Genomic DNA, 23,113 nt, shown 5'->3' with positions numbered 1-23,113 from the left:
CATAGGTGAGGTGGTCCTTTTGTTTGTTGGAATAGGGATTCGCAAGCTGGTAGGGGATAGGGAAGGAGATGTGGGAGAGCCTGCGATTGATTGTCGTAAAAGATGTGAGGATTGTAGTAATCTAGAGGTTGATTGTAGTAATCCAGGGGTTGATTGTCGCAAACTACCGGTTGATTGTAGTAATCTAGGCTTTGATTGTCGTAATCGGAGCATTCAGCTATCTGTTAGAGCTGTTCTTCATTCAAAGAGTTCTGTACATATAAATGTCCTAGAGTTACATTATGAGCGGTTATTCTTTATAATAGAGTCAAATAGATTTGTACTTGAAAGGAAAGCGATCGATGATGTATGAGCGATTGATTGATTCGGAGCTGGAGACGGAAGTTTTGGCCCGACAGCTAGCTGAGTTATTACAGCCTGCAGATGTCCTTACATTAGAGGGAGATTTGGGAGCAGGGAAGACAACATTTACGAAAAGTGTGGCGAAGGGTCTTGGAATCACAAGAAACGTGAACAGCCCAACGTTTACCATAATGAAGCAATATGAGGGTAGGTTACCTTTAAACCATTTGGATGTTTACCGTTTAGCGGATAGCGATGAGGATCTGGGCTGGGACGAGCTTTTTTACGGTGATGCAGTAAGCATTATTGAGTGGGCTCATTTAATACAGGAGGATTTGCCGCCTGAACGATTGGCAATACAGATTCATCGACTGGACAATGACAAGCGTCGATTTACGTTTGAGCCTTTTGGGAAGAGATATGAACAATTATGTGAGGAGCTTTTTGAATGATTTGGTTAGGAATAGATACATCTCATACACCGCTTGCGGTAGCAGTCGTAAAGGACGGGCAGGTGCTTGCAGAATATAAGTCCTCTGTGAAGGTAACTCATTCCATTGGAACGATGCCAGCAATAGAGGAGCTTATGAAAAAAGCTAATATTCAGCCTAACGAGCTAGATGCGATTGCGGTGGCAAAAGGGCCAGGCTCTTATACGGGAGTGCGAATCGGTGTGACAATCGGAAAGACGCTCGCTTGGACGTTAAATATTCCAATTTACTCGGTTTCAAGTTTGCAGGTGCTTGCAGGGAACGCACCATATTTCCAAGGGACGGTGTGTTCCATTATGGATGCTCGACGTGGAAATGTATTTGCGGGAATTTATACGGACGGTAAATTAGTTAAGGAATCTCATATGTCTATGGCAGATTTGCTATCTACTTTAGATGAGATGGGGCAGCCCATTTTATTTGTAGGAATGGATGTAGCTCTTCATTGGAACCAAATAAAAGAGGTGCTTGGCGATAAAGTCCACCAAGCAGGAGCATCATTTTCATTACCAAGTGCTGCAGTCCTAATAGAAATTGCGCAAAATATGGAGCCAAAAGACGTACATACTACGGTTCCAGAATATTTACGAATAACAGAGGCAGAGGCAAACTGGATGAAAGAGCAGAAGAAAAATGGAAACTAAAACGATTACCTATCGCAAAATGACTATAGAAGACATAGACCAGGTGCTTTTAATAGAAGAAGAGGCATTCGCACATCCATGGACTAGAGAGGCATTCGAGCATGAAATGACGACTAATCTATATTCCTACTATTTAGTAGCGGAGACAGAGGAAAAGGATATTGTCGGCTATTGTGGGATGTGGATTGTCATGGATGAAAGTCATATCACGAATGTGGCAGTAGCAGAACGTATGCGAGGCCATCGAATTGGAGAAGGCTTGATGCGTGAGGCGATCCGTATTGTAAAGGAACAACAAGGAGTACTTATGACGTTAGAGGTACGCGTATCCAATACGGTTGCAAAAAATTTATATTACAAGCTTGGCTTCCAGGATGGAGGCATTCGTAAAAATTATTATACAGATACACAAGAGGATGCTCTTGTAATGTGGGTGGAATTCAAATGACAAAAGATCAATATATTTTAGGAATAGAAACAAGCTGTGATGAAACAGCGGCTTCCATTGTCAAAAATGGAACAGAAATAATATCCAATGTCGTAGCATCACAAATAGAAAGTCACAAGCGCTTTGGTGGAGTAGTTCCAGAGGTTGCTTCTCGTCATCATGTGGAGCAAATCACACTGGTTATCGAAGAGGCTTTAAAGCAAGCGGACATGACTCCTCAGGATTTAGATGCAGTGGCAGTAACCGAAGGCCCTGGGCTAGTAGGTGCCCTATTAATAGGAATAAACGCTGCAAAAGCATTCTCGTTTGCAAACGGTCTGCCTTTAGTAGGAGTTCATCATATTGCGGGGCATATTTATGCAAATGCGTTGGTCCAGCCGATGGAATTTCCGTTACTTGCTCTAGTAGTATCAGGAGGGCATACCGAGCTAGTGTTGATGAAAGAAGACGGTCAGTTTGAGCTAATCGGAGAAACACGCGATGATGCAGCTGGAGAGGCTTATGACAAAGTAGCTAGAGTCTTGAATCTCCCTTATCCTGGCGGTCCACACATAGATCGTCTAGCAAATGAGAGCGATCAAGCAGTGCCTTTCCCAAGGGCTTGGCTAGAGGAAGGCTCTTATGATTTTAGTTTTAGTGGCTTAAAATCAGCAGTCATCAATTATCAGCATAATGCGGAGCAAAGAGGGGAAGCAATCAATCCTAACCATCTTGCCGCAGGCTTCCAAGAGAGCGTAATAGAAGTACTCACTACTAAAACGCTTCGTGCAGCTAGGGAGTTTAATGTGAAGCAAGTAATTGCTGCTGGTGGTGTAGCAGCAAATAAAGGACTGCGAAAAGCATTGGAAGAAGCATTCCAAAAAGAGAATATTCCTTTTTATGTGCCTCCGATCAAATTATGTACAGACAATGCAGCCATGATCGCAGCTGCTGGTAGCTCTAAATTTTCAGCAGGGCAAATAGGGGATTTAGCGATGAATGGTCGTCCTGGGTTAGAATTAAATAGCTGGAACTAAACGAAATCCTCTTTTCTTCGACAAGAAAAGAGGATTTTTTACCATGTATTATTTCGGTTGTCAATAGAGAACATTCGTACTTATGCACAATTTGTTGATAACTTGTTAGTAAGTTGTGTGTTTTCAATATATTGTGGTTATTTATACTCACAACTTGTGGAAAACTAAGTTTTTAATCTGTGGACAATGTGGATAAACCTGTTGATAGATTGATATGACAGTACTTTTGATGTTAATAAATATGTGGAAAAAGATTTTTAGGAAAAAGGGGCTTGACCTATATATGCCATCGTTCGACAAAATACAACATGGGTATCTGATATCCTGTTAGAGCGATTAGATAACTTTGTACCATAAACCGACTCGATCAATTTAATAATTGGTTGGCTTGTCCCATTAATCTGACTGTTTTCTTTATAAATTGAATAGTTAATCCCAAAAACAAATAGTTCGACATTATATATTTTTCCCCATATAAAAAAAGGTAAACCGAGTCAATCGGCTTACCCTGTAATTTCTTCTAATTGTTCCTGTAGCTCCAGCCATTCATTGGAGATAGTGTCTTGCTTTACCTTAAGGTTATCGAGCTCACTCTGTAATTTTTGGACTGCCTCATGATCCTGGAAGACTTCTGGATCACATAGCTTTTCCTCGAGTAATGCGATTTCTGAATCGATAGCAGGAATTTGTTCCTCGAGCTCATCGATTTGACGTCGAATTTGTCTTTCCTTTTTCTTCGCTTCTTTATCAATCGTCGAGGTATTGACCTTTTGGACGACTGTATTTTGTGCAATCGAGCTTTCCATTGCTAATTCCTCGAGCTCTTCCTTTTTCTCTAGATAATAGTCATAGTCACCTAAAAACAGTGTTGCTTCTTTGGAGGAGAGTTCAATTACCTTTGTTGCAATTCGGTTAATAAAATAACGGTCATGTGACACGAAGATAATTGTTCCAGGGAAATCGAGCAAAGCATTCTCTAAAACCTCTTTGCTATCTAAATCTAAATGGTTCGTAGGCTCATCTAGAACTAGCGTATTTGATTTCAATAGCATGAGCTTGGCAAGTGCAAGTCTAGCCTTTTCTCCACCGGATAGCGTAGAGACGGTTTTTTGCACATCGTCTCCAGAGAACAGGAAGCGACCTAGTACATTGCGAACATCCTTTTCATTCATGAGAGGCCATTCATCCCATAGCTCTTTCAAAACGGTTTTATTGCCGGAAAGAGCTGCCTGTTCCTGGTCATAGTAACCAAATTGCACATTCGTCCCGTATTGAATATGCCCGCCAGCAGATGGAAGCTGCTTCATAATTGTTTTCAGCAAGGTGGATTTACCGACGCCATTCGGTCCAACTAATGCAATCCGGTCCTGCTTGTACACAGAAAATGAGATGTTAGAGGAGACGGTTTTATTGGAGTAGCCAACTGCCACGTCCTCTAAGCGCAAAACGTCGTTACCACTAGGCCGGTCGATGGTAAAACCGAAGTTAGCAGATTTTTCATCGCCATCAGGTGCATCCATCCAGTCTGTCTTCTCGATTACTTTTCTTCGAGACTGCGCCATCTTGGTTGTGGAGGCACGAGCCAGGTTACGACTAACAAAATCCTCTAGCTTTGCCTTTTCCTCTTGTTGCTTCTCATACTTCTTTTTATCCAGCTCATAATTTTTTGCCTTTTGCGTTAAATAGGCACTGTAGTTACCAACGTATCTCGTAACATTATGGCGAGAAACCTCGTACACTAGATTTACTACCTGATCTAGGAAGTACCGGTCATGGGATACGATTAAAATGGCTCCACTATAGTTTTTCAAATAGTTTTCTAAGAAGCTGAGTGTTTGGATATCCAAATGGTTTGTAGGCTCATCGAGTATGAGTAAATCGGGCTTACTTAATAGCATTTTAGCTAAAGCTAGGCGCGTTTTTTGTCCGCCAGATAAGGCTTGTACAGGCTTGTCATAGTCGTCCGGGAAAAACTGCATCCCATGTAAGATAGAGCGGATGTCAGATTCAAAGCGATAGCCACCAGCCTCGTTAAATGCAAGCTGTAACTCGTCATATGTAGCAGCTACTTTAGCGTAGGCTTCTGAATCCTCATAGACAGCAGGGTCAGCCATTTGGGCTTCTAATGAACGTAATTCTTTTTCGGAGTCTATTAAATGACTGAAGATGGATTTCATTTCCTCCCAAATGGTCAGCTTGGATTCTAAACCGGCATGCTGTTCTAAGTAGCCTAGTCTAATATTTTTTGGCAGGATAATGTCACCGGAATCATAGGACATTTCTCCAGCAATTATTTTAAGTAAGGTAGATTTCCCAGCACCGTTACGACCGACTAGTGCAACTCGGTCACGGTCTTGAACCTCTAGCTTTACGTTTGTTAATATATCTTCCCCGTTAAAGGATTTAGTTACTTGGTTTACTTGTAAAACGATCACGATTATTTGCACCTCAATTCTATCCTAAGTGTAATAGATAGGACTTGTCGTTGCAACGTTCTCCCTTTACAATGAAAGAAAGGTAACGTGAAAAAATGAATTTGCCTTATACATTAGGAGGATACTTATGAAACGTGATGTACCTCGCATTCCTCAAGCGACGATGAAACGACTTCCTTTATATTATAGATTTTTGCAAAGCTTTCACAATGCAGAGCATAAACGTATTTCATCCCAACAGCTAAGTGAAGCGATGAAAATCGACTCGGCAACCATCCGGAGAGACTTTTCTCATTTTGGTGCATTAGGTAAAAAAGGCTATGGCTACGATGTACCCCATCTACTAGAGTTTTTCAGAAAAACATTAGATCAAGACGAAGCCGCGAAGGTTGCATTGATAGGTGTTGGTAGCTTAGGGACAGCATTTGTAAAATATAATTTCCAAAAAAATCATAATACTAGAATAGTAGTCGCATTTGATACGAAGGCACCACTCGAAGGAACCATTATTAGCGATATCCCAGTTTTTCATTCCAGTGTGATGCTAGAAAAACTGAAGGAATACGGAATTGAATTAGTCATTTTCACTCTTCCAAGCCGTTCTGCCCAAGAGGTGGCCAACCTCCTAGTTGGATCAGATGTAAAAGGGATTTTAAATTTCACCCCTGTTCCAATCAGCACACCGGATGAGATTCGCGTACATACGATTGACCTTTCGGTTGAACTTCAAACACTAATCTATATGATTCGAAACGATATATAGAAAAGCGAAGGCGCCTGTCACTGCCCCGACAGGCAAATGGGAAAATGCGAGGAGGCAGCTCCTCAGCCACCGGAGTATTTACCCATTTGACCCCGAGGGGCAAGGCGCCGGAGCTGGACACCAAGAAAAGCAAGGCGCCTGTCACTGCCCCGACAGGCAAATGGGAAAAAGCGAGGAAGCAGTTCCTCAGCCACCGAAGTTTTTTCCCACAAAAATATCTAAGAAATAAGCCTTCGACTATAATTTAGTCGAAGGCTTATTCGTATATTCTCTAGCAAGAAGGGAATAAATGACAAGGTCGATATAGCGTCCCTTTTCAAATTCATGTTCCCTTAGAACACCATCTCTGTGAAAGCCTAGCTTACTTACTAGGTGAAGGGAGGCATCGTTTTCTGACGTGATTTGAGCTTCAATTTTGTTTACATTTAACTCTGAAAAGGCAAAGTGAATAACAGCCTTTAGTGTCTCTGTCATAATTCCCTTTCCCCATGATTCAGGGGAGAGGTCATAGCCTATTTCTATCCGATTGTGTTCAACCTCATAGTTTAAATAGCCACACGTACCAATCACTTTTTTGTTTACCTTCTCTTCTATTACCCAACGCAAACCAGTTTGCTCCAAAAATATTTTCTCGTACCAACTAATCTCGCCTTTTGCATCTTCAATAGAAGTAAACGGATCGAGTGGCATATGCTCTACAACATTTTCATTGGCATACAATTCTAGAATGTCGTCGGAGTCTTGTTCGGTTGCTTTTCGAAGAATAAGTCTTTCTGTTTCTATTATAGGAAGCTTCGTAAATGAAAAAGTCATAGTGATTCCTCCTTATTGCAACATTTCTGCTAATCTTTCAAAGAAGTTAATGATTTCTTCATTATATAGTTGTGCAATTACTACGAATCCGTTTAAAAGCATATGGGCAATAATAGAAGTAATGATTCGTTTTGTCTTATAATAAATGAATGCGAATATAAAACCAGACACAGCATATATTAGTATGTGCGTAAACTCAAAATGGATGACTGCAAAGGACAGTGAGCTTATAAGTGCTGCTACAAAGAAGTTTGTTTTAGGTAATAATGTTCCGAAAATGATACGACGGAAGATGAGCTCTTCTAAGATTGGGGCAAAGAATACGATAGAGAAAAAAACAAAGGGCACCGAACTAGCTAGTTCCATGAAATCTTGTGTATTTTCAGAACCGGGCTCGATTCCAAAAAATTTAATCTCTATATTAGCAGCAAGGGCCTGGCCGTACAAAACCATTATGAATCCCAAAACTCCCCAGGCAACTGATTTGAGTGTGCTCGAAGCTTGTCCCTTTAAAGGTCGGATAAAGCTCTTGTCTTTTCGGATGATAAGTAAAGTGATGATTGTTGCAGTCCCCATTCCGATGAAAGTCCACCAGCCGTTAGCCAGTAACATAGGATTTTCCAGGTTATAGTATTTAAAAACCATAAATAGCAGAGAAGCAAAGATGATTCCGGAGAGCTGCATGACACAGTAGGTGATTAATATGTATAAGGCTGTTTGTTGTTTTTTCATCTAAATATCCTTTCCGTCTTCTATAAAGATTCTATTGCATAGCATACTGGTAATTATTATATGTGCTAGCCTTATTGTAATGGAAAACTAAAATAAAATCGCTTGTTAGCTATTTTATTCTTGGACAGTTTTAGTATTGAAAAGGGACTTGCTTTCGCACAAAGGCAAGGTGAAATACTCATGATCTAAGAGGAGAAAGAAGATAATAAAATTTTAAAAAAAGTTTAGGTTCTGACTTGCAAAATTTCCATAGTTTAATTATTATTATAAGTGTGTTAGCACTCAAAGTGTGTGAGTGCTAATAAATATTAAATTCAACTTATTTTAGGGAGGTAGTTTCACTTGTTAAGACCATTAGGTGATCGTATTGTAATCGAATTAATCGAAGCTGAGGAAAAAACAGCATCTGGCATCGTACTTCCAGACTCTGCTAAAGAGAAACCACAAGAAGGTAAAGTCGTTGCAGTAGGTACTGGACGAGTACTAGAAAACGGAAACCGCGTTGAATTAGACGTAACAGAAGGGGACCGTATTATCTTCTCTAAATATGCTGGAACTGAAGTAAAATATGAAGGCCACGACTATTTAATCTTACGCGAAAGCGATATTCTTGCTGTAATCGGCTAATAAAAGAAATTAAAAAGAACAATTAGGAGGGCATAATAACATGGCAAAAGAAATTAAATTTAGTGAAGACGCTCGTAGTGCAATGCTGCGTGGAGTAGATAAATTAGCAGACGCTGTTAAAGTAACATTAGGGCCAAAAGGTCGTAACGTAGTATTAGAGAAAAAATTTGGTTCTCCACTTATTACAAATGATGGTGTAACAATCGCAAAAGATATCGAGCTTGAGGATGCTTTTGAAAACATGGGTGCAAAATTAGTAGCTGAGGTTGCTTCTAAAACAAATGACATCGCTGGTGATGGTACAACAACTGCGACAGTTCTTGCACAATCTATGATCCGTGAAGGACTTAAAAACGTAACAGCTGGTGCTAACCCAGTTGGTATCCGTAAAGGAATCGACTTTGCTGTAGCTGCTGCTGTAACAGAGCTTAAAGCAATCTCTAAACAAATCGAAGGTAAAGATTCAATCGCTCAAGTAGCTGCTATTTCTTCTGGTGATGAAGAAGTTGGTGAATTAATCGCTGAGGCAATGGAGCGCGTTGGTAACGACGGAGTAATTACAATCGAAGAATCTAAAGGATTCACAACAGAGCTTGATGTGGTAGAAGGTATGCAATTCGACCGCGGATATGCATCTCCATACATGGTAACGGATTCAGATAAAATGGAAGCTAACTTAGACAACCCATATATCTTAATCACAGACAAAAAAATCTCAAGCATTCAAGAAATCTTACCAGTGCTAGAGCAAGTAGTTCAACAAGGTAAACCACTTTTACTAATCGCTGAGGATGTAGAAGGGGAAGCGTTAGCTACTCTAGTAGTAAACAAATTACGTGGTACATTCAATGCAGTAGCTGTTAAAGCTCCTGGATTCGGTGACCGTCGTAAAGCTATGCTTGAAGACATCGCTATTCTAACTGGTGCAGAAGTAATCACAGAAGACTTAGGCTTAGACTTAAAATCTGCGAACATCACTCAATTAGGACGCGCTTCTAAAGTAGTAGTAACAAAAGATAACACAACAATCGTAGAAGGTAACGGAGATACGAAAAACATCTCTAGCCGTGTTGCTCAAATCCGTGGCCAATTAGAAGAAACAACTTCTGAATTCGATAAAGAAAAACTTCAAGAACGTCTTGCTAAGCTTGCTGGTGGAGTAGCTGTCGTGAAAGTTGGAGCAGCTACAGAAACTGAGCTAAAAGAACGCAAACTTCGTATTGAAGATGCACTAAACGCAACTCGCGCAGCTGTAGAAGAAGGTATCGTATCTGGTGGTGGTACTGCACTAGTAAACGTATACAACAAAGTAGCTGAGCTTGCAGAAACAAAAGAGGGCGACGTAGCAACTGGTATCCGTATCGTTCTTCGTTCATTAGAAGAACCAGTTCGTCAAATCGCTAACAACGCTGGTTTAGAAGGATCTATCGTTGTAGATCGCCTAAAACGCGAAGATATCGGCATGGGCTTCAACGCAGCAACTGGCGAATGGGTTAACATGATCGAAGCAGGTATCGTAGACCCAACTAAAGTTACTCGTTCAGCTCTTCAAAACGCTGCATCTGTAGCTTCTCTATTCTTAACTACAGAAGCAGTAGTAGCAGACATTCCAGAACCAGCAGGAGCAGGCGGCATGGGTATGCCTGACATGGGCGGAATGGGCGGCATGATGTAATAAGCCTTGTTAACCCATGATTCATAAGGGTTACGATGTGAAGTGAAGTTTAGAGATTAACATATAGGATCGTTTAAAAATAGAAGCTTCTCAGTAGTTGTAATAACTAGTGGGAAGCTTTTTTTATTTCTTGCTACTTTTTCCTTCATTTGTAGAGAGTACGTTAATTAGCTGATAAAAGGAATTGAAATTTAATCAAATAGTTTAAACAAAAGAAAAAAGGGCACTTAAAGTAGTAAGGAAACAAATTTCAAAAAACAGACAGGAGGAATAATGGATGACACAATTTGCTACGTATAACAACGAACTGACTAATACCGAGGAAGAGAAAAATGGAAAGCTTATAAAGGGCTTGGTAGTGGGGGCTGTTATCGGCGCGGCTATTGCAATGCTTGATTCCAATACACGAAACAAAGTAACATCCACAACCAAAAACGTGAAAGACTCAACATTGGATATGTATAGCCAAGTTAGAAACAATCCAGGAGAAGTGAAAAACGATCTACAAGAGCGACTGAAATCTGCCTCTACGGTTCTGAAAGACGCAATAAACGACGCACAATCTCTATATGAAAAAGTGAACGAGAACATTCTTGCACCAGTTAGTCAAGTAAAGGAAGATTCAAGTGGGATTATTTCAAGTGCTAAAGAGATCACGTCTGATATAAAAGAAATAAGTGGAAAAGTGAAAGAAGCGGGAGAAGAAGTGGTAGATGGCAGTAATGGAAACAATCACACTAAAATTTAATATCTAAACTAAAACAGCACTTACTTTATTCTGCTAGAGTAAGTGCTGTTTTATTAATTAATAGCTGGTATCAGAATTTCAACAGTAGAATCTGGATCATTCACATTACCATTGAATACATATACAGGCTGATAATAACCTTTAGTATCATAAGTTATAGTCTATGCGAACATCCGTTATCGTTAACTTATCTCCTTTTTGTAGAGGATTGAATAAGCTAAACTCCCCATTTAGTAATGCCTTATATGCTTCCTGTTGGGATATAACTTCCTTCTCCCTAACCAATTTATTATCACTCACGTCATAAATGATGCTATCAGGAGTTTGTTTATCAGAAAGGTTAACTACGATAAATCCTTGAGAAAAATCCTCACATGTAGATTGTACATTCTCTCGCTTTTCTAAATCCCAACGAATGGTACGTTCATCTTGCTTCTGATAGGTAGCATTACTAGGGAATAAACCTTCATTTTCTAACCAATCTTCCATAGACCGTTTTTGCTGTTCTATGTCTACTTTTGGAACCTCTTCGCTATAAGCATCAGATGAAAAGGACCATGAACCATTGGACATGAAATAAGTTAAGTAATAGAATTCACCTTCCTCATCTATCAGCTGTAGCTGGCGATTTTCCCCTTCCATTCGTATACCACCGTGCTGTTGTAAAGCAAATTGATCGGAGATGGATTGTGAGACTGTTTTAAAATTATTAATATCTCTAACATCTGAATTGTGGTACATACAAGCATTAGTCGATTTGTTAGATAGCTGTGTCTCTAGTTGCACATCAATTTGCTCCATACTTTGTTTTTGTACAGGCTTAAATGCCAGGTTTCCAAACTCTTGTGCATTATATACAACACTTGCTATACCGAATAACAGAACAAAAATTAGTGGAATAGCAAATGCTTTTACAATTGGAGCTAGTTTTAACTTTCGTTGCTCGATGCTTGTCATGATGGCCATTACTAAAAAGTAACCTGCTAGACTTCCGATTGTATTATGCAGAAGGTCGTCAAATTCAAAGATCCCTTTACCAGAAATGTACTGGAATATTTCTATACAAAGAGTAAATACAATCGAAATAATGAATACTCTCCAGAACCGTTTCATTTTTGGATGGATCAACGGCAATAAAACACCTAATGGAACAAACATTAACATATTAAAGAGGATTAACTGTAATTCAGGCATGGACCATTTGTTCCAGGCATTCACATAGCTACTGAACAGACTAGGATTAAATTGGCCAGTAAACATTGCAGGCCTACTTAAAGTAGTGATCCCTAATACGACGGTTCCCCAGCAAATCAGTAAAGGGATTAAAATAAATTTGGACAGACGTATTAGTTTTTTCCCCAGATAAACCTTTTTAAAAAGGAAAAACCCAATGATTAAGGCAATGAAAATAAAAATAGAATATTTTACATACGGCAAAAGACCAGACACTATACTTATTAAATCCATGAGAACGTAACCTCCTAAAATTAATTGGTAAGTTTATGGTAACCAATAAATCTTAAGGGGATATTAGGATAAATCTTAAGGTTTTATGAGTATTGAAATATAAGGAATTCTCAAATTACGTGATACAAATCTGGATGTCTATTTAAATATTTCTAGCTTATTTGTCATTTTTCGTTCATATATGCTCCTATAGCTCTGAAAAGATAAAGGTAGGGACTCTGCCGTAAATAGATCTTCATAAAAGGTAGAGGGATTATTTGATCCATTATCGTCGTTGTTTTTTTCTATAAGACCCCATATTTTTGGAGAGAGAGAAGATACTTTAGGTAATGCAGGAGATAGTGTTGTTTTTAAAGGGATAAATTCCGTATGGGCAGCATCATATTTCTTAAATTTAGGGTTAATGCGTATAAAGTCCTCCTCCGAGTTAAAAACGATGTTTGTTTTAAGTACCTCTTTATTATTCTCCATTAATTTATTATATGTTATATCGTACTCAGATCCGGAATCATCGTTTTTCCACGCGATAAATTGGACTGCTCGCGGTAGGTCTATAAATACATTGTTTTGAAAGGTAGGGTTAAGGGCGCCACTAGCCATAATTCCTCTATTCGAGTTGTATTCACCTGGGTCAACATTTTTGATGATATTATATTCTATTGTTGAGTTGCTCCAGTTCATGACGCGTATGGCATCCTGACGCATTTTTTCTATTTTATTATTTCTAATAACAATATTATCGTGATATTTACCACCCGAATATTTATGAGTACCGATTGCCCGGTCTAAGTCATAGAAGACATTGTCCTCTATTAGCATATTGGTGTTTGGTGTCTTGTCGAATTTACTCCATTTAGAGCTCCAGCCATTCGTCAGCTTGTCAGGGGTATCGATATTAATGGCTTCTTTTATTTCAGTTGGAGAGGCTTTTGAATTCATAAACTTGTTGTTGGATATAACAGCGTTCCTTGTGGCATCAATTTCGATGAAATGACCAGAATACATGTTAGTAAAATGGATATTCTCAATTTTAATGTTTTTATTATGTCCTGCAATAATAGCAATTGCATCCTTATCAAAATTTAAATCCATGGTCGCTGTTCCTGCTCCAATGAACGAGATATTTTTTTCACCTTCGTGCTTACCATAGACACCTTCCTCTTTTCCTAATGAAGGTCGGATAAGATGGAAAAGTGATTTATCGGCATCGAGCTCAGAGGTGCCAGTTTTATCACTATTAACAAGCTTTGCGCCATCTTCTAATTTAACCGTTACATTAGAAGGGACAAAAAGTACATTGGATACTGTGTAAGTGCCTTTTTCTATGATGAGTGTCCCACCGTTTATTTTTTCAAGCTGTTCCAGATAGGAACGTAGTAAATAATAATGTTTCGTATGAGAATTGTATGTAGAATAGCTCTCGAACTTATGATTGTATGTATCGCTGGATGGGGTAATCGTATATGTTTCTGCCTTAGCTTCAATAGGACCTGTAGGAAAGACAACCCATAGTGCCCAAATGACTAAGGTCAGTAAAAGTTTTTGCATGATTTCTTTCTTCCTCCTGGCAACTGCTTATAGTCTAGTCTTTGAATTTTTCTAGATTACTAGACTCTATAAAGTATTTACCCGAAATAAGAAATAATAATCAGAGAGTCATTTTAGCGAAGTGAATTGCACGTGGGAAGGGGAACAAAACAACACGGATATTTTTCATCTGGGAGAAGTATATTTATTAGGTGAAGGAAATAAGGAGTATGTATAAAGTGATGAGCTGGGAAGTGAAATTCCTAGCTCATTTTTTTCTTCGGTATTTTAGGAGAGCGTTTTAGTCATTATTAAATCTATCTGTTCTTCATCACCCATATAAAAGGAGTGATCGCTGGTTTGAACAAACCCCATGTTCTTATAGAAAACAATTGCATTTTCATTCTTCTCCCATACACCTAACCAAATTTTCTTTTTATCGCTTTCCATTGCGATTTCTATCGCCTTGTTGAGGAGAAGTTTTCCAAGTCCTAGCTTTTGAAACTTATTCTTTACATATATCCTCTCTATTTCAAGTGATTCCTCATCCATCTTTTCAGACTGTGCCTCATCAACATTGACCTTTAAGTAACCGGCAACTTCATTGTTATGATAAACAAAAAAGAATTGCGAGGAAATATTGGATAATTCTTTTTCTAATTGTGTTAAATTAAATGCTCGTTCTAAATAAGTATTCATATTTTCAGGTGAATTTTGATGCTTAAATGTCTCATCAAATGTTTCATAACTAATTTCTTGAAGCGTATGCAAATCTTCAAAGGTACATTTTTTAAGAGTTAAAGTCATTTATATATATCTCTCCTTTAAGTTCATTTGAATAAAGCTGTTTGTTTAACATTAGTGTAGCATCCCTAAGACGCTTCAGAAATAGTAAATACTCTTTTGGGAGGGGGGGATGACTTATCCTTATCCTACGAAAAGTGTGAGATAGAGACAAAATCAATTAAAAAGCCTTCAAGCAAAGAAAGCTTGAAGGCTGTTGACATGATTAATTTTTTGAGTTGATCGTCTGTTTTTTCCCTTTGATAAAGAACGATAAAATCAAACCAACTACTGCTAATGCAATAGCATATTTGAAAGACGTTTGCACGCCATAGATAAATGAATCGATGGAAGGAATAGTAGTACCTTCTTCCTTCATGAATGAAGTTTGAGCAGTGGACATGATTGTAATTGCGACTGCTGTACCGATTGCACCAGATACCTGCTGAAGCGTGTTCATTAATGCAGTGCCATCTGGATATAAATGACGTGGTAATTGGTTTAAGCCATTTGTTTGAGCCGGAGCCATAACAAGCGATACACCAATCATCATAACACTATGAAGCACGATTATCGTAAGTTGAGAAGTTTGTTGGTCAATTTGCATAAAGAATACGAACGCAATACCGATTAAAATAAATCCTGGCATTACAAGAACCTTTGCACCATAGTCGTCAAATAGCTTTCCGACAATAGGTGAGAAAATACCGTTAATAACACCACCAGGCAATAGAACAAGTCCTGCTGTGAATGTTGCTAAAGCTAAGCCTGTTTGTAGGTAAAGCGGAAGCAAGATCATGGTAGAAAGAATACACATAAAGGCGATAAATACCGCGATTAGGCCAAGTACAAACATAGGATATTTTAGTACTGCTAGATTGATCATTGGTTTTTCCATGTTCAGCTGGCGCCAAGTGAATAGAGCTAGACCGATTATACCTGCAGCTAATGCAACAATTACAATAGTACTCCCCCAGCCATTTTCTCCTGCCACACTGAAGCCATACACAATTCCTCCGAATCCAATACTGGAGAAGAGAACAGATAGTACATCAATCTTTGGATGAGTTAGTTCATTCACATTTTGCATATAGAAATAGCCGAAAACTAAAGCAAATACAAGGAATGGCAGTGTCGTCCAGAAAATCCAGTGCCAAGTTAAGTATTCTAAAATTATTCCAGATACGGTAGGGGAGATTGCTGGTGCAAACATAATAACAAGTCCCATGATACCCATTGCGGATCCACGTTTTTCGACTGGGAAGATTAATAGAACCGTATTAAACATTAAAGGTAATAGAATAGCAGTACCAACTGCTTGTACAATACGTGCCATTAATAAGAAGGCAAAGGTTGGCGCAAGTCCTGCAATTATTGTCCCTACGATAGAAAATGTTAAGGAGGTTAAGAATAGCTGACGAGTCGTAAATTTTTGGATTAGCAATCCAGAAATCGGTACAAGTATACCTAGGGTCAGCAGGAAGCCAGTTGTCAGCCATTGAATCGTTGTATGTTCAACGCCTAGCTCGACAGTTAGTTGTCCTAATGCCATGTTTAGTGCTGTTTCACTGAAGAGACCTACAAAGCCCGCTATTAAGAATGCAGAAAGTATAGGTAATTTTTTAATTGGTTGTGACATGTAAATCCTACTCTCTATTATAAATTACTGTTTTGGTGGTACTAAATTGGGTATTTGTTTGGCGATAGCTCTTAATGGATCACCAGAAGCACTTGTGACGCTCAACAATATCCCACCTTCAAATAATGCGTTTAATGTTATGGCAAGATTAGTTGCACATTCTTCCGACATACCATAATCGATAAACTTCTCTTTCACTAATTTTTGCCAACTTTTAAAAACGTGATCACAGGCTAGACGAATCTCATTGTTTTTAAGAGCCATTTCTCCTGCAATATTACCAATAGGAACACCATATAATTCATGCTTTTGCTCAATTTGAGTAGCAATCATATTCAATTGATTTAATAACATTTCAATAGGATCAGCAGATTTGTTCAATAGATTTTTTGTATCACTTAGTAACAAATCTCCTGTATATTGGATAGCAGCAAGGAGTAGCTCTTCCTTACCGTTCGGAAAGTGATGATAAAGGGCGCCTTTAGTTGTGTTGCTTTCGTTGATAATAGTGGAGATTTTTACCGCTTCAAAACCATAACAACTAAATAAGTGGCCTGCAGTCTTGATAAGGTGCTGTTTAGTTTCCATCCCTGGGGGCATCTTATTTACTCCTTTCTAAAACAGAACGGTCGGTTTGTTTTTTGCACAAAGACTAGTATATAGGCTATTGAAAGACAATGCAAGATTAAAAGAACAGAAGAACTAGATATCATATGTAAGCAAAATAAAAGAACTCTAATGTAGCATCGCTGCACCGGAGTCCCAAAGTTTTATATTATAATGTACCTCTGTCTACTTGCTCCTTCAGGATCTGTAGGTTTCCTAATACGTTTTTGGAAACCTCTAATGTCTCTTCGATGGCATTAGCTTTTTCGTCCGCAAGCTGGTAAATGATTTCATTAAACAGTAGCTCCATTTCATCTAAAATGGCTAAGGTCGCCACATTGTATAATCGCACATTTTCAAACTTAGCTGGTTCAAAGATGGCGGTATCCAGGTAGGGTTTAAAGTTATCAAGCATCTCTGGTAAGTTTGTATGCATCCGATTAAATCCAACACGCAAACTTTCCATTAGGACCTCCATTTCTACTAGAGGCTCTAGAGCACTGGCAACGGCACTTTTAACTCTTTGCTCATAATCTGTGAATATACTCATCAACAAGCTGATTGGATTTCCATATATCGCGATATTTTGAGCGGCCTTTACTGCGACAATAATGGCAGTCAATGCAGCTTCTATTAAAAGTACAATACGTTCCAGTCTAGAAAGGATAGGTCTTAATATCGTTGTTCCTACAGTCACAATTGTATTATGAGCTAATTCTACTTGGACTTCCTTCATTTTCATTCCGATTACTAAATAAGAAGATTCCTGAATTGTTTTAATTTCTGTTTTTTGAACAGCATCTACACGTTCTCCTGGTGTGGCTCCCGAGTGGATAGCATCAGCTAGGCTCACATCTCGATTAATAAAAGAATTGGCAATGTCGTTAACCTGCGCTTCATATTCTGTTAACTGAGTGTACACCTCTTCTTTGTTTATCTTTAGGACGTTATAATGTGCCGCAAGCTCCCCTACAACAGCATCAACGAAATTGTCTGTGCCTCCTCTAAATAGTTCAGGGATTTCGTTATAAAGGATATTGTGGGCACTAGCGACTAGGTAATCTACATCTTGCTTGAGTTGGTTTAAATAGTCTCTAGCCGGAGCAAAGAGCGTTTCTACACTTATGTTAGTGGAGGTAATAAACTCAATAAGTTCTGCAGGCTTTGAGTTTAGAATGCTGTTTAAGATGAGACAACGTTCCTCAGCCTTATTCAGAAGGTCGATTAAGTCATCGATTGCCGCTTTGATAATGGCCCCTGTCTCCGCTATTCCCTTAAAAAGTGGGTCTACAGCTATTTCCTCCAACTTTTGTTGGAATGTCTCTTGAAGTGTGGTGACACGCTGACTAAATTTTGCATTCTCATCTTCCACAATACTGACTGAGTTACTTATATACTCTTGAACATTGGTAATTCGACCCTTTACTTGGTCTCTAATACCATTGGAGAGTAAAATCATGTTTTCTTGGTTAATCTCAATTTTTTCGCTATAGCCTCCATAAATAGGCTGCCCTGTCCAAATACTCGTTACAATATGATCGTCGGCCCCAATATGGATAAATCCATGTCCAGGCTGTCCCTTTATGCCAACTTCAATGACAAAGTTCCCATCTTTATCTGGATCTACGTAGCCCGTATGATTCGGGGCAATCATGGAAAGGAGGGGAACCCCATTATTGATGCTATACTTTTTCCCAGGTATTCTATTACCTAATCCTAGCGATTCCTCTGTACTTGTAAGAAAGTCAAAGCGGCTATAGTAATTGGTTATATTATCGTACATCATTGTAGGATCTACTAAACCAGCAGGAAGGATGGCTGGATTTAAAGTGACAGCCTTCACCTGAGGATTTTCAATAGCGACAGCATTAGTTAATCCTCCACCTAGGGAGTTACCTGTTACGGAATCTACTTTACCAAGGTTAGTATTTACCCAGTCAAAGTAGTCTTGTGCATCACCTACTTGTGCAGGGGGAGTGTCAGCGAGTAGCTTTGCATTCGTATCAATCCAATCCTTATTGTCCTCGCTCCCAATATAAACTACCGTCAATTCCTTCGTTTCATGGTTTTGTACAGTAACAGCATCTAGCCCAGAGGACATCCCATATTGGGTATCTACTACTTTAAAAATTTTATCGTTTACGGTTATAATTTTACCGGTTTGATAATGTCGGTAAGCATGAAAACCAGCTAATTCTACTAAATCTTGGTCAGTTGTCTGGACGTTAGAAACAGGATTAATAGTAGTCACCTAGATTTTCACTCCTATTCTTTTCTAATTTCATTCAAGGCAGTTTTGTTTAATGAGCTTTTTTTGGAGCCGTCAGCATATTCTGCGTTTATCAAGTTATCATGTAAAATGACGGAATAAGAGCCTCGTGGTAGGCCTTCCATTTGCTCGATATCAGAAACTATTTTGTCATAAAGCACTTCATCTGGGTCAGTATCTGATTCTTTCATATATAAAGTAATCGTAATAAGCATTAGATTTGAATTTAAATCATACTTTTTCATTGAGCTCTTTAACTCTTCTTTGCTAATGGTAGGATTTTCTATATATTTGTTGTAAAGCTCGGTAAAGTATTCACCAGCAGCGCTTGTATAATAATAGGGAGTTGCATATCCATTAGCTCCTACCTTTTCAACTGCCTCCATACGGGTACCTACTAAAGGATTTTCTTCAGTGAGTTTCTCTAAGTAGTTATCAAGTGTAGAAAATTCCTGATCATGGATCATCGCATAAAGCCCAGTAGTAATGGCATCTTCTATCTGTCCCTCTTGAGACCATACTTTATCTACTTCTACTTTTTCATTCTCAACATCAATAGGTACAATAGCAAATGTATAAAAATGAGGTTCCCTTATAGATTCCACGAATACAGAGGCACCATCCACAGCTCCCACAATGTTATGGATTTTCACTTCTGTTTTATAGTTGTTTAAAAAGAAGTCCTTTACCGCTTGTTCAATTTCCTCTCGATTTGCTTCAGCTATTTTATCTGTTTCCTCCCCGTCCTGTAGGGCATATTCCTCCCCAGTGTAATCTTGAACACTAACAAAGCTTGAAGAATCTAAAGCCACATCTCCTTTACCAATTATTTCGGATTCCTTTTTGCTTTCTACTTCCATATTGCAGCCTCCTAATAAAAGTGTTGTGCTAACAATTGCTACGGCCATTTTGTTATTCTTCATTTTAATCCTCCCGCTTTAATGCTCAAACTATCGGTTTTTATTCATTGTAATCAAACCTTAGAAGATATGAAAATGATAGCTTCATATTTTATTTGAATTTTGAGAAAATGGGCGAAAGGGTCTATGGTTAACAAACAAAATGAGGACTTTGGTTGAATAAGGGTTAGATCTGCCTATCCTCTTTATACTGGGGAAGAACATATAAGGAATAGGAGATAATTAGTGGGAAATATATAAATCGTTAGAAAAAGTGAAACTTTTCTGTGAAGTTTCTGTCTGATAGATTATAGGAGGGATTATATTGAAGAAACTTCTCATATTAATGCTCCCGTTTATTTGGCTAGCAGGATGCGATTCTAGCACAGAAAAGGATTTAGCTGTTGATGTTCCAGTCCCTGAAGAACAAGCTAGCGAGCTTGATGGAACAAAGGAAGCCTATTTAAGCAAATTAGACGAGATTGAAGATAGTTTGAAAGAATTTGATAAGGTGTATGAATCTGGAACTCAAGCGGATATGAATCAAGCTAAGTCAGAGACATTCAAAAGATGGGACGAGGCATTAAATGAAATTTATGATGTTCTTAAAGAACAGCTTACTGAAAGTGACTTCGAGGATTTAAAGAAGGAACAAGAAGACTGGATTGTGCAACGTGATCAAATAGCAGAAGAAAAATCACAGGAAGCTGAAGGTGGAACACTTGAACCATTCCTGTATGCGAGTGCTCTAGCCGATCTCACTAAAGAAAGATGCTATGAGCTAGTAAATAAATACATGAAGTAAGTAAACCGCCTCTCGTTTGAGTGGCGGTTTTTACTACATATACCAGCACTTATACTAATCGATTTAAATGAATAGTTAAAATCTTAGGAAAATATATGTTTCTAATTTCCATATATTAGTTTAAAATATAATTATTACCGTAAAAGGGGGACTATTTTTGAAGAAGATGGGAATTATTTTAACTGCTTCCGCGTTATCACTGGGAATGTTATCAGCTACTGCAAATGCATCAAATACGACAGGAACACAGCCTTATAATGTTGTGGCGCAAGTTGCTGCTACAGACGTTTTGGTGTCTAAAGAGGAATTACTTAAAAAGTTTAAGGCTAGCTTTCCAGGTGTTTTCGACTCAATCAAGCCTAGCGAATTCTACATGCATTCCTACGATAATCCATATGAAAATACAACTAGGCATAGTATGTCTTTTCATAAGCAGGAAAAAGGGAAGGAGATCTCGGGCAGCATAGGTTTTTATGGGGATAATTATGAGATAGAGTCTTTTCAATATGAACCAGTTGCCACTGCAGATTCTTTATTTCCAGGCAAAGTATCTAAAGATGGAGCTAAACAAATTGCCCATGATTTTATGAAAAAGTATATGAAGGACGGTAGCTACCAGTTAGAAGAAGGACTTGAAGATTTTTATTATAGTTCACAAATTTTAACTCGACCAATTCGCTATACTTTCTCTTTTAACCGAATGCAGGATGGTGTCGCTGTTGGGGATCAACAAGTTAATGTGACTGTGCTAGGAAATGGAGAGGTAGTAGGATTTAATCGGGCTATTCCAAGCAAGTCTTCTACCTTCGATGATGTAAAAAAGGGTAAAGATGCTGAAGTTATTCTAAATCAGATAAAGGATAATTTGACGGCTAAGCTGCAATATCAAATTACCTATCCAAACGAAGGTAATAAGCCTGATGTGAAGTTAGTTTATAAGCCTGAAATACTAAGTGTAAATGCTATTACTGGGGATTGGTTTAATTCCTATGAGTTTTTAAAGGAGTATCCTGCTCATAAAGGATCTGAAATGATTGTAGAAAAGGCATTGCCTGTCAAACACAATGGCATTACAAAAGAAGCGGCTAAGAAAACAGCAGAGAACTTATTGAAGGTCGATTCAAGTAAGATAAAATTAACGATTCAATCGGTAGAGGAAATGAAAAATTATAATGGACAAGAAGTGATCAGTGTTCACTACATGTATCATTTTTCTAATGGCTCAGGATCTGGGTCTAGTATAGAATTCGATAAGAAAACAGGAGAGTTAGTTCGTTTTCATAGTATGCAGCAAGAAATTAAGGAAATGTTAGACGAGAATAAAGATCCGAAGTCCCTATCATATGAGGAAGCATTAGCTAAGGCTGTGGAGTATGCAAAAGAGTATTTGCCTTCTTATCTTCATGAGTATGCGCTTCCTTCTGAGACCAGCTATGCCGATCCAATGAGTGGTTATTACTTCATTTTCCCTCGCATTGTTGATGGAGTATTGGTAGTGGGTGATCAGATAAATGTAAATATTCACAAGGACGGTTCATTAAGTAGCATAAGCATAGATAGACCTCTGATTGACGAGTGGCCATCAAAAGACAAAGTTATTTCTGAGAAAGAAGCAACAGAGACTTTTAAAAAGTCCGTGATGCTAAAGACAAGCTATATGAAAGAATATATGAAGCGAGAAAATAATCACTACTATTTAATTTCTTCTCCATTGTTTAATGAAGAAGAATTTCAGGTTTTAGAGGCAAGCACTGGTAAATGGTTTAACCAATACAACAGAGAGGTACTACCAGAGGTTTCTCATCCAACTGCAGCCGCCGAATTAAATTACTTAATCCAATCTAAAGTGTTAACGGTAAAAGACGCAAAGTCTTTTAATGGAGATGCCGCAGTATCTAAAGGGGAAGCTATTAGGATAATGATGAATTCCTTAACATATATGTACCATGGCTATCCTATGGATGACTCCGAAAATGCTAAACAAACCTTTACTAATATCGATTCGAAGCATACTTCCTATCAGGCTGTTGAAAGAGCAGTAGAACTTGGTGTAATAGCTGCAGACAAATCAACCTTTGATGTGGATAGTCCTATTACTAAAGAGGAGCTATCTATATGGTATATTCGTGCATTAGGCTTAGAGGAAGCAGCTAAGCAAACTAAGATATACAAAAATGATTTCGCGGATAGCAAGAAAATTAAAGATGAATATACCGGCTATATTGTGTTGGCGGATTCTCTAGGACTATTAAAGGCAGAGAAAAATCAGTTTAACCCTACCAAGCAAGTGACCTATGCGGAGCTAGCTGTTTCTACAATTCGTTTGGGCCATGAGATGTCTAAAAAGGGAAGAGATTATAGATACGGCTATTAATCTAATGTTA

Annotated in this window: 21 protein-coding genes; 11 read left to right on the top strand and 10 right to left on the bottom strand. The window is 38.4% G+C overall.

Annotated features, from left to right (window positions below):
* Positions 1-19: 19 nt before the first annotated feature.
* The 5 genes from MKY09_RS16435 to tsaD are packed head-to-tail and all read left to right on the top strand — an operon-like array spanning position 20 to position 2,941.
* On the top strand, positions 20-352 hold the full coding sequence (locus tag MKY09_RS16435) for a hypothetical protein (protein WP_342567122.1): 333 nt from the start codon (positions 20-22) through the stop codon (positions 350-352).
* Complete coding sequence (tsaE, locus tag MKY09_RS16430; protein WP_298467671.1) at positions 342-794, top strand: tRNA (adenosine(37)-N6)-threonylcarbamoyltransferase complex ATPase subunit type 1 TsaE; 453 nt, start codon at positions 342-344, stop codon at positions 792-794. The genes MKY09_RS16435 and tsaE overlap by 11 nt, the downstream gene beginning before the upstream one ends.
* Positions 791-1,477, top strand: coding sequence for a tRNA (adenosine(37)-N6)-threonylcarbamoyltransferase complex dimerization subunit type 1 TsaB (gene tsaB, locus MKY09_RS16425; RefSeq protein WP_298467673.1), 687 nt, complete (start codon positions 791-793; stop codon positions 1,475-1,477). The genes tsaE and tsaB overlap by 4 nt, the downstream gene beginning before the upstream one ends.
* The gene (rimI, locus tag MKY09_RS16420; protein ID WP_298467676.1) at positions 1,467-1,925 is read left to right on the top strand and encodes a ribosomal protein S18-alanine N-acetyltransferase; all 459 of its coding nucleotides are present in this window, start codon (positions 1,467-1,469) and stop codon (positions 1,923-1,925) included. Before tsaB ends, rimI begins: the two co-directional genes overlap by 11 nt.
* On the top strand, positions 1,922-2,941 hold the full coding sequence (gene tsaD, locus MKY09_RS16415; protein WP_169360462.1) for a tRNA (adenosine(37)-N6)-threonylcarbamoyltransferase complex transferase subunit TsaD: 1,020 nt from the start codon (positions 1,922-1,924) through the stop codon (positions 2,939-2,941). Before rimI ends, tsaD begins: the two co-directional genes overlap by 4 nt.
* Positions 2,942-3,444: 503 nt before the next feature.
* On the opposite strand, the gene MKY09_RS16410 is transcribed toward tsaD, so the two are convergent.
* Positions 3,445-5,376 carry an ABC-F family ATP-binding cassette domain-containing protein gene (locus tag MKY09_RS16410; protein ID WP_298467681.1) on the bottom strand — a complete coding sequence of 644 codons (1,932 nt, stop codon included), beginning with the start codon at positions 5,374-5,376 and terminating at the stop codon, positions 3,445-3,447.
* A gap of 127 nt (positions 5,377-5,503) precedes the next feature.
* Here MKY09_RS16410 and MKY09_RS16405 point away from each other — a divergent pair, with 127 nt between their 5' ends.
* A complete protein-coding gene (locus MKY09_RS16405; RefSeq protein ID WP_169360460.1) occupies positions 5,504-6,139 on the top strand; it encodes a redox-sensing transcriptional repressor Rex in 636 nt (211 codons plus the stop codon).
* A gap of 237 nt (positions 6,140-6,376) precedes the next feature.
* On the opposite strand, the gene MKY09_RS16400 is transcribed toward MKY09_RS16405, so the two are convergent.
* Both MKY09_RS16400 and MKY09_RS16395 read right to left on the bottom strand, forming a co-directional pair.
* Positions 6,377-6,952 (bottom strand): GNAT family protein, encoded by a 576-nt coding sequence (locus MKY09_RS16400; protein ID WP_342567121.1) that lies wholly within the window; start codon positions 6,950-6,952, stop codon positions 6,377-6,379.
* 12 nt (positions 6,953-6,964) lie between these two features.
* Entirely contained in the window at positions 6,965-7,684 is a 720-nt protein-coding gene (locus MKY09_RS16395) for a type II CAAX endopeptidase family protein (RefSeq protein WP_251556121.1), read from the bottom strand.
* Positions 7,685-8,026: 342 nt separating this feature from the next.
* Here MKY09_RS16395 and groES point away from each other — a divergent pair, with 342 nt between their 5' ends.
* The 3 genes from groES to MKY09_RS16380 all read left to right on the top strand — a co-directional run bounded on the left by groES (position 8,027) and on the right by MKY09_RS16380 (position 10,734).
* Positions 8,027-8,311, top strand: a complete 285-nt coding sequence (groES, locus tag MKY09_RS16390; RefSeq protein WP_169360458.1) for a co-chaperone GroES — start codon at positions 8,027-8,029, stop codon at positions 8,309-8,311.
* Positions 8,312-8,351: 40 nt separating this feature from the next.
* Complete coding sequence (groL, locus tag MKY09_RS16385; RefSeq protein ID WP_169360457.1) at positions 8,352-9,986, top strand: chaperonin GroEL; 1,635 nt, start codon at positions 8,352-8,354, stop codon at positions 9,984-9,986.
* Between the two features lie 277 nt (positions 9,987-10,263).
* A complete protein-coding gene (locus tag MKY09_RS16380; RefSeq protein ID WP_251556122.1) occupies positions 10,264-10,734 on the top strand; it encodes a YtxH domain-containing protein in 471 nt (156 codons plus the stop codon).
* A 147-nt stretch (positions 10,735-10,881) separates the two neighbouring features.
* On the opposite strand, the gene MKY09_RS16375 is transcribed toward MKY09_RS16380, so the two are convergent.
* The 7 genes from MKY09_RS16375 to MKY09_RS16345 form a co-directional block, all read right to left on the bottom strand.
* Entirely contained in the window at positions 10,882-12,201 is a 1,320-nt protein-coding gene (locus MKY09_RS16375; RefSeq protein WP_342567120.1) for a VanZ family protein, read from the bottom strand.
* A 138-nt stretch (positions 12,202-12,339) separates the two neighbouring features.
* Positions 12,340-13,749 (bottom strand): right-handed parallel beta-helix repeat-containing protein, encoded by a 1,410-nt coding sequence (locus MKY09_RS16370; RefSeq protein ID WP_169360454.1) that lies wholly within the window; start codon positions 13,747-13,749, stop codon positions 12,340-12,342.
* 267 nt (positions 13,750-14,016) lie between these two features.
* Positions 14,017-14,535, bottom strand: a complete 519-nt coding sequence (locus tag MKY09_RS16365) for a GNAT family N-acetyltransferase (protein WP_169360453.1) — start codon at positions 14,533-14,535, stop codon at positions 14,017-14,019.
* A gap of 202 nt (positions 14,536-14,737) precedes the next feature.
* Positions 14,738-16,150, bottom strand: a complete 1,413-nt coding sequence (locus MKY09_RS16360) for a DHA2 family efflux MFS transporter permease subunit (protein WP_169360452.1) — start codon at positions 16,148-16,150, stop codon at positions 14,738-14,740.
* A 24-nt stretch (positions 16,151-16,174) separates the two neighbouring features.
* Positions 16,175-16,750: a TetR/AcrR family transcriptional regulator gene (locus tag MKY09_RS16355; protein WP_169360451.1), complete on the bottom strand. Its 576-nt coding sequence runs from the start codon at positions 16,748-16,750 to the stop codon at positions 16,175-16,177.
* 175 nt (positions 16,751-16,925) lie between these two features.
* Positions 16,926-19,007, bottom strand: a complete 2,082-nt coding sequence (locus tag MKY09_RS16350) for a hypothetical protein (protein WP_169360450.1) — start codon at positions 19,005-19,007, stop codon at positions 16,926-16,928.
* Positions 19,008-19,021: 14 nt separating this feature from the next.
* On the bottom strand, positions 19,022-19,948 hold the full coding sequence (locus MKY09_RS16345) for a DUF1672 family protein (protein ID WP_169360449.1): 927 nt from the start codon (positions 19,946-19,948) through the stop codon (positions 19,022-19,024).
* Positions 19,949-20,249: 301 nt separating this feature from the next.
* Between MKY09_RS16345 and MKY09_RS16340 the strand changes: the two genes are divergently transcribed.
* The gene (locus tag MKY09_RS16340; protein WP_298470158.1) at positions 20,250-20,729 is read left to right on the top strand and encodes a lysozyme inhibitor LprI family protein; all 480 of its coding nucleotides are present in this window, start codon (positions 20,250-20,252) and stop codon (positions 20,727-20,729) included.
* A gap of 166 nt (positions 20,730-20,895) precedes the next feature.
* Complete coding sequence (locus MKY09_RS16335; RefSeq protein ID WP_342568261.1) at positions 20,896-23,103, top strand: YcdB/YcdC domain-containing protein; 2,208 nt, start codon at positions 20,896-20,898, stop codon at positions 23,101-23,103.
* The last annotated feature ends 10 nt before the right edge of the window (positions 23,104-23,113 follow it).

The sequence above is a fragment of the Psychrobacillus sp. FSL K6-4046 genome (assembly GCF_038624605.1).
In the GTDB taxonomy this organism is placed as follows: domain Bacteria; phylum Bacillota; class Bacilli; order Bacillales_A; family Planococcaceae; genus Psychrobacillus.
This window is presented reverse-complemented; position numbering and strand designations above follow the sequence as displayed.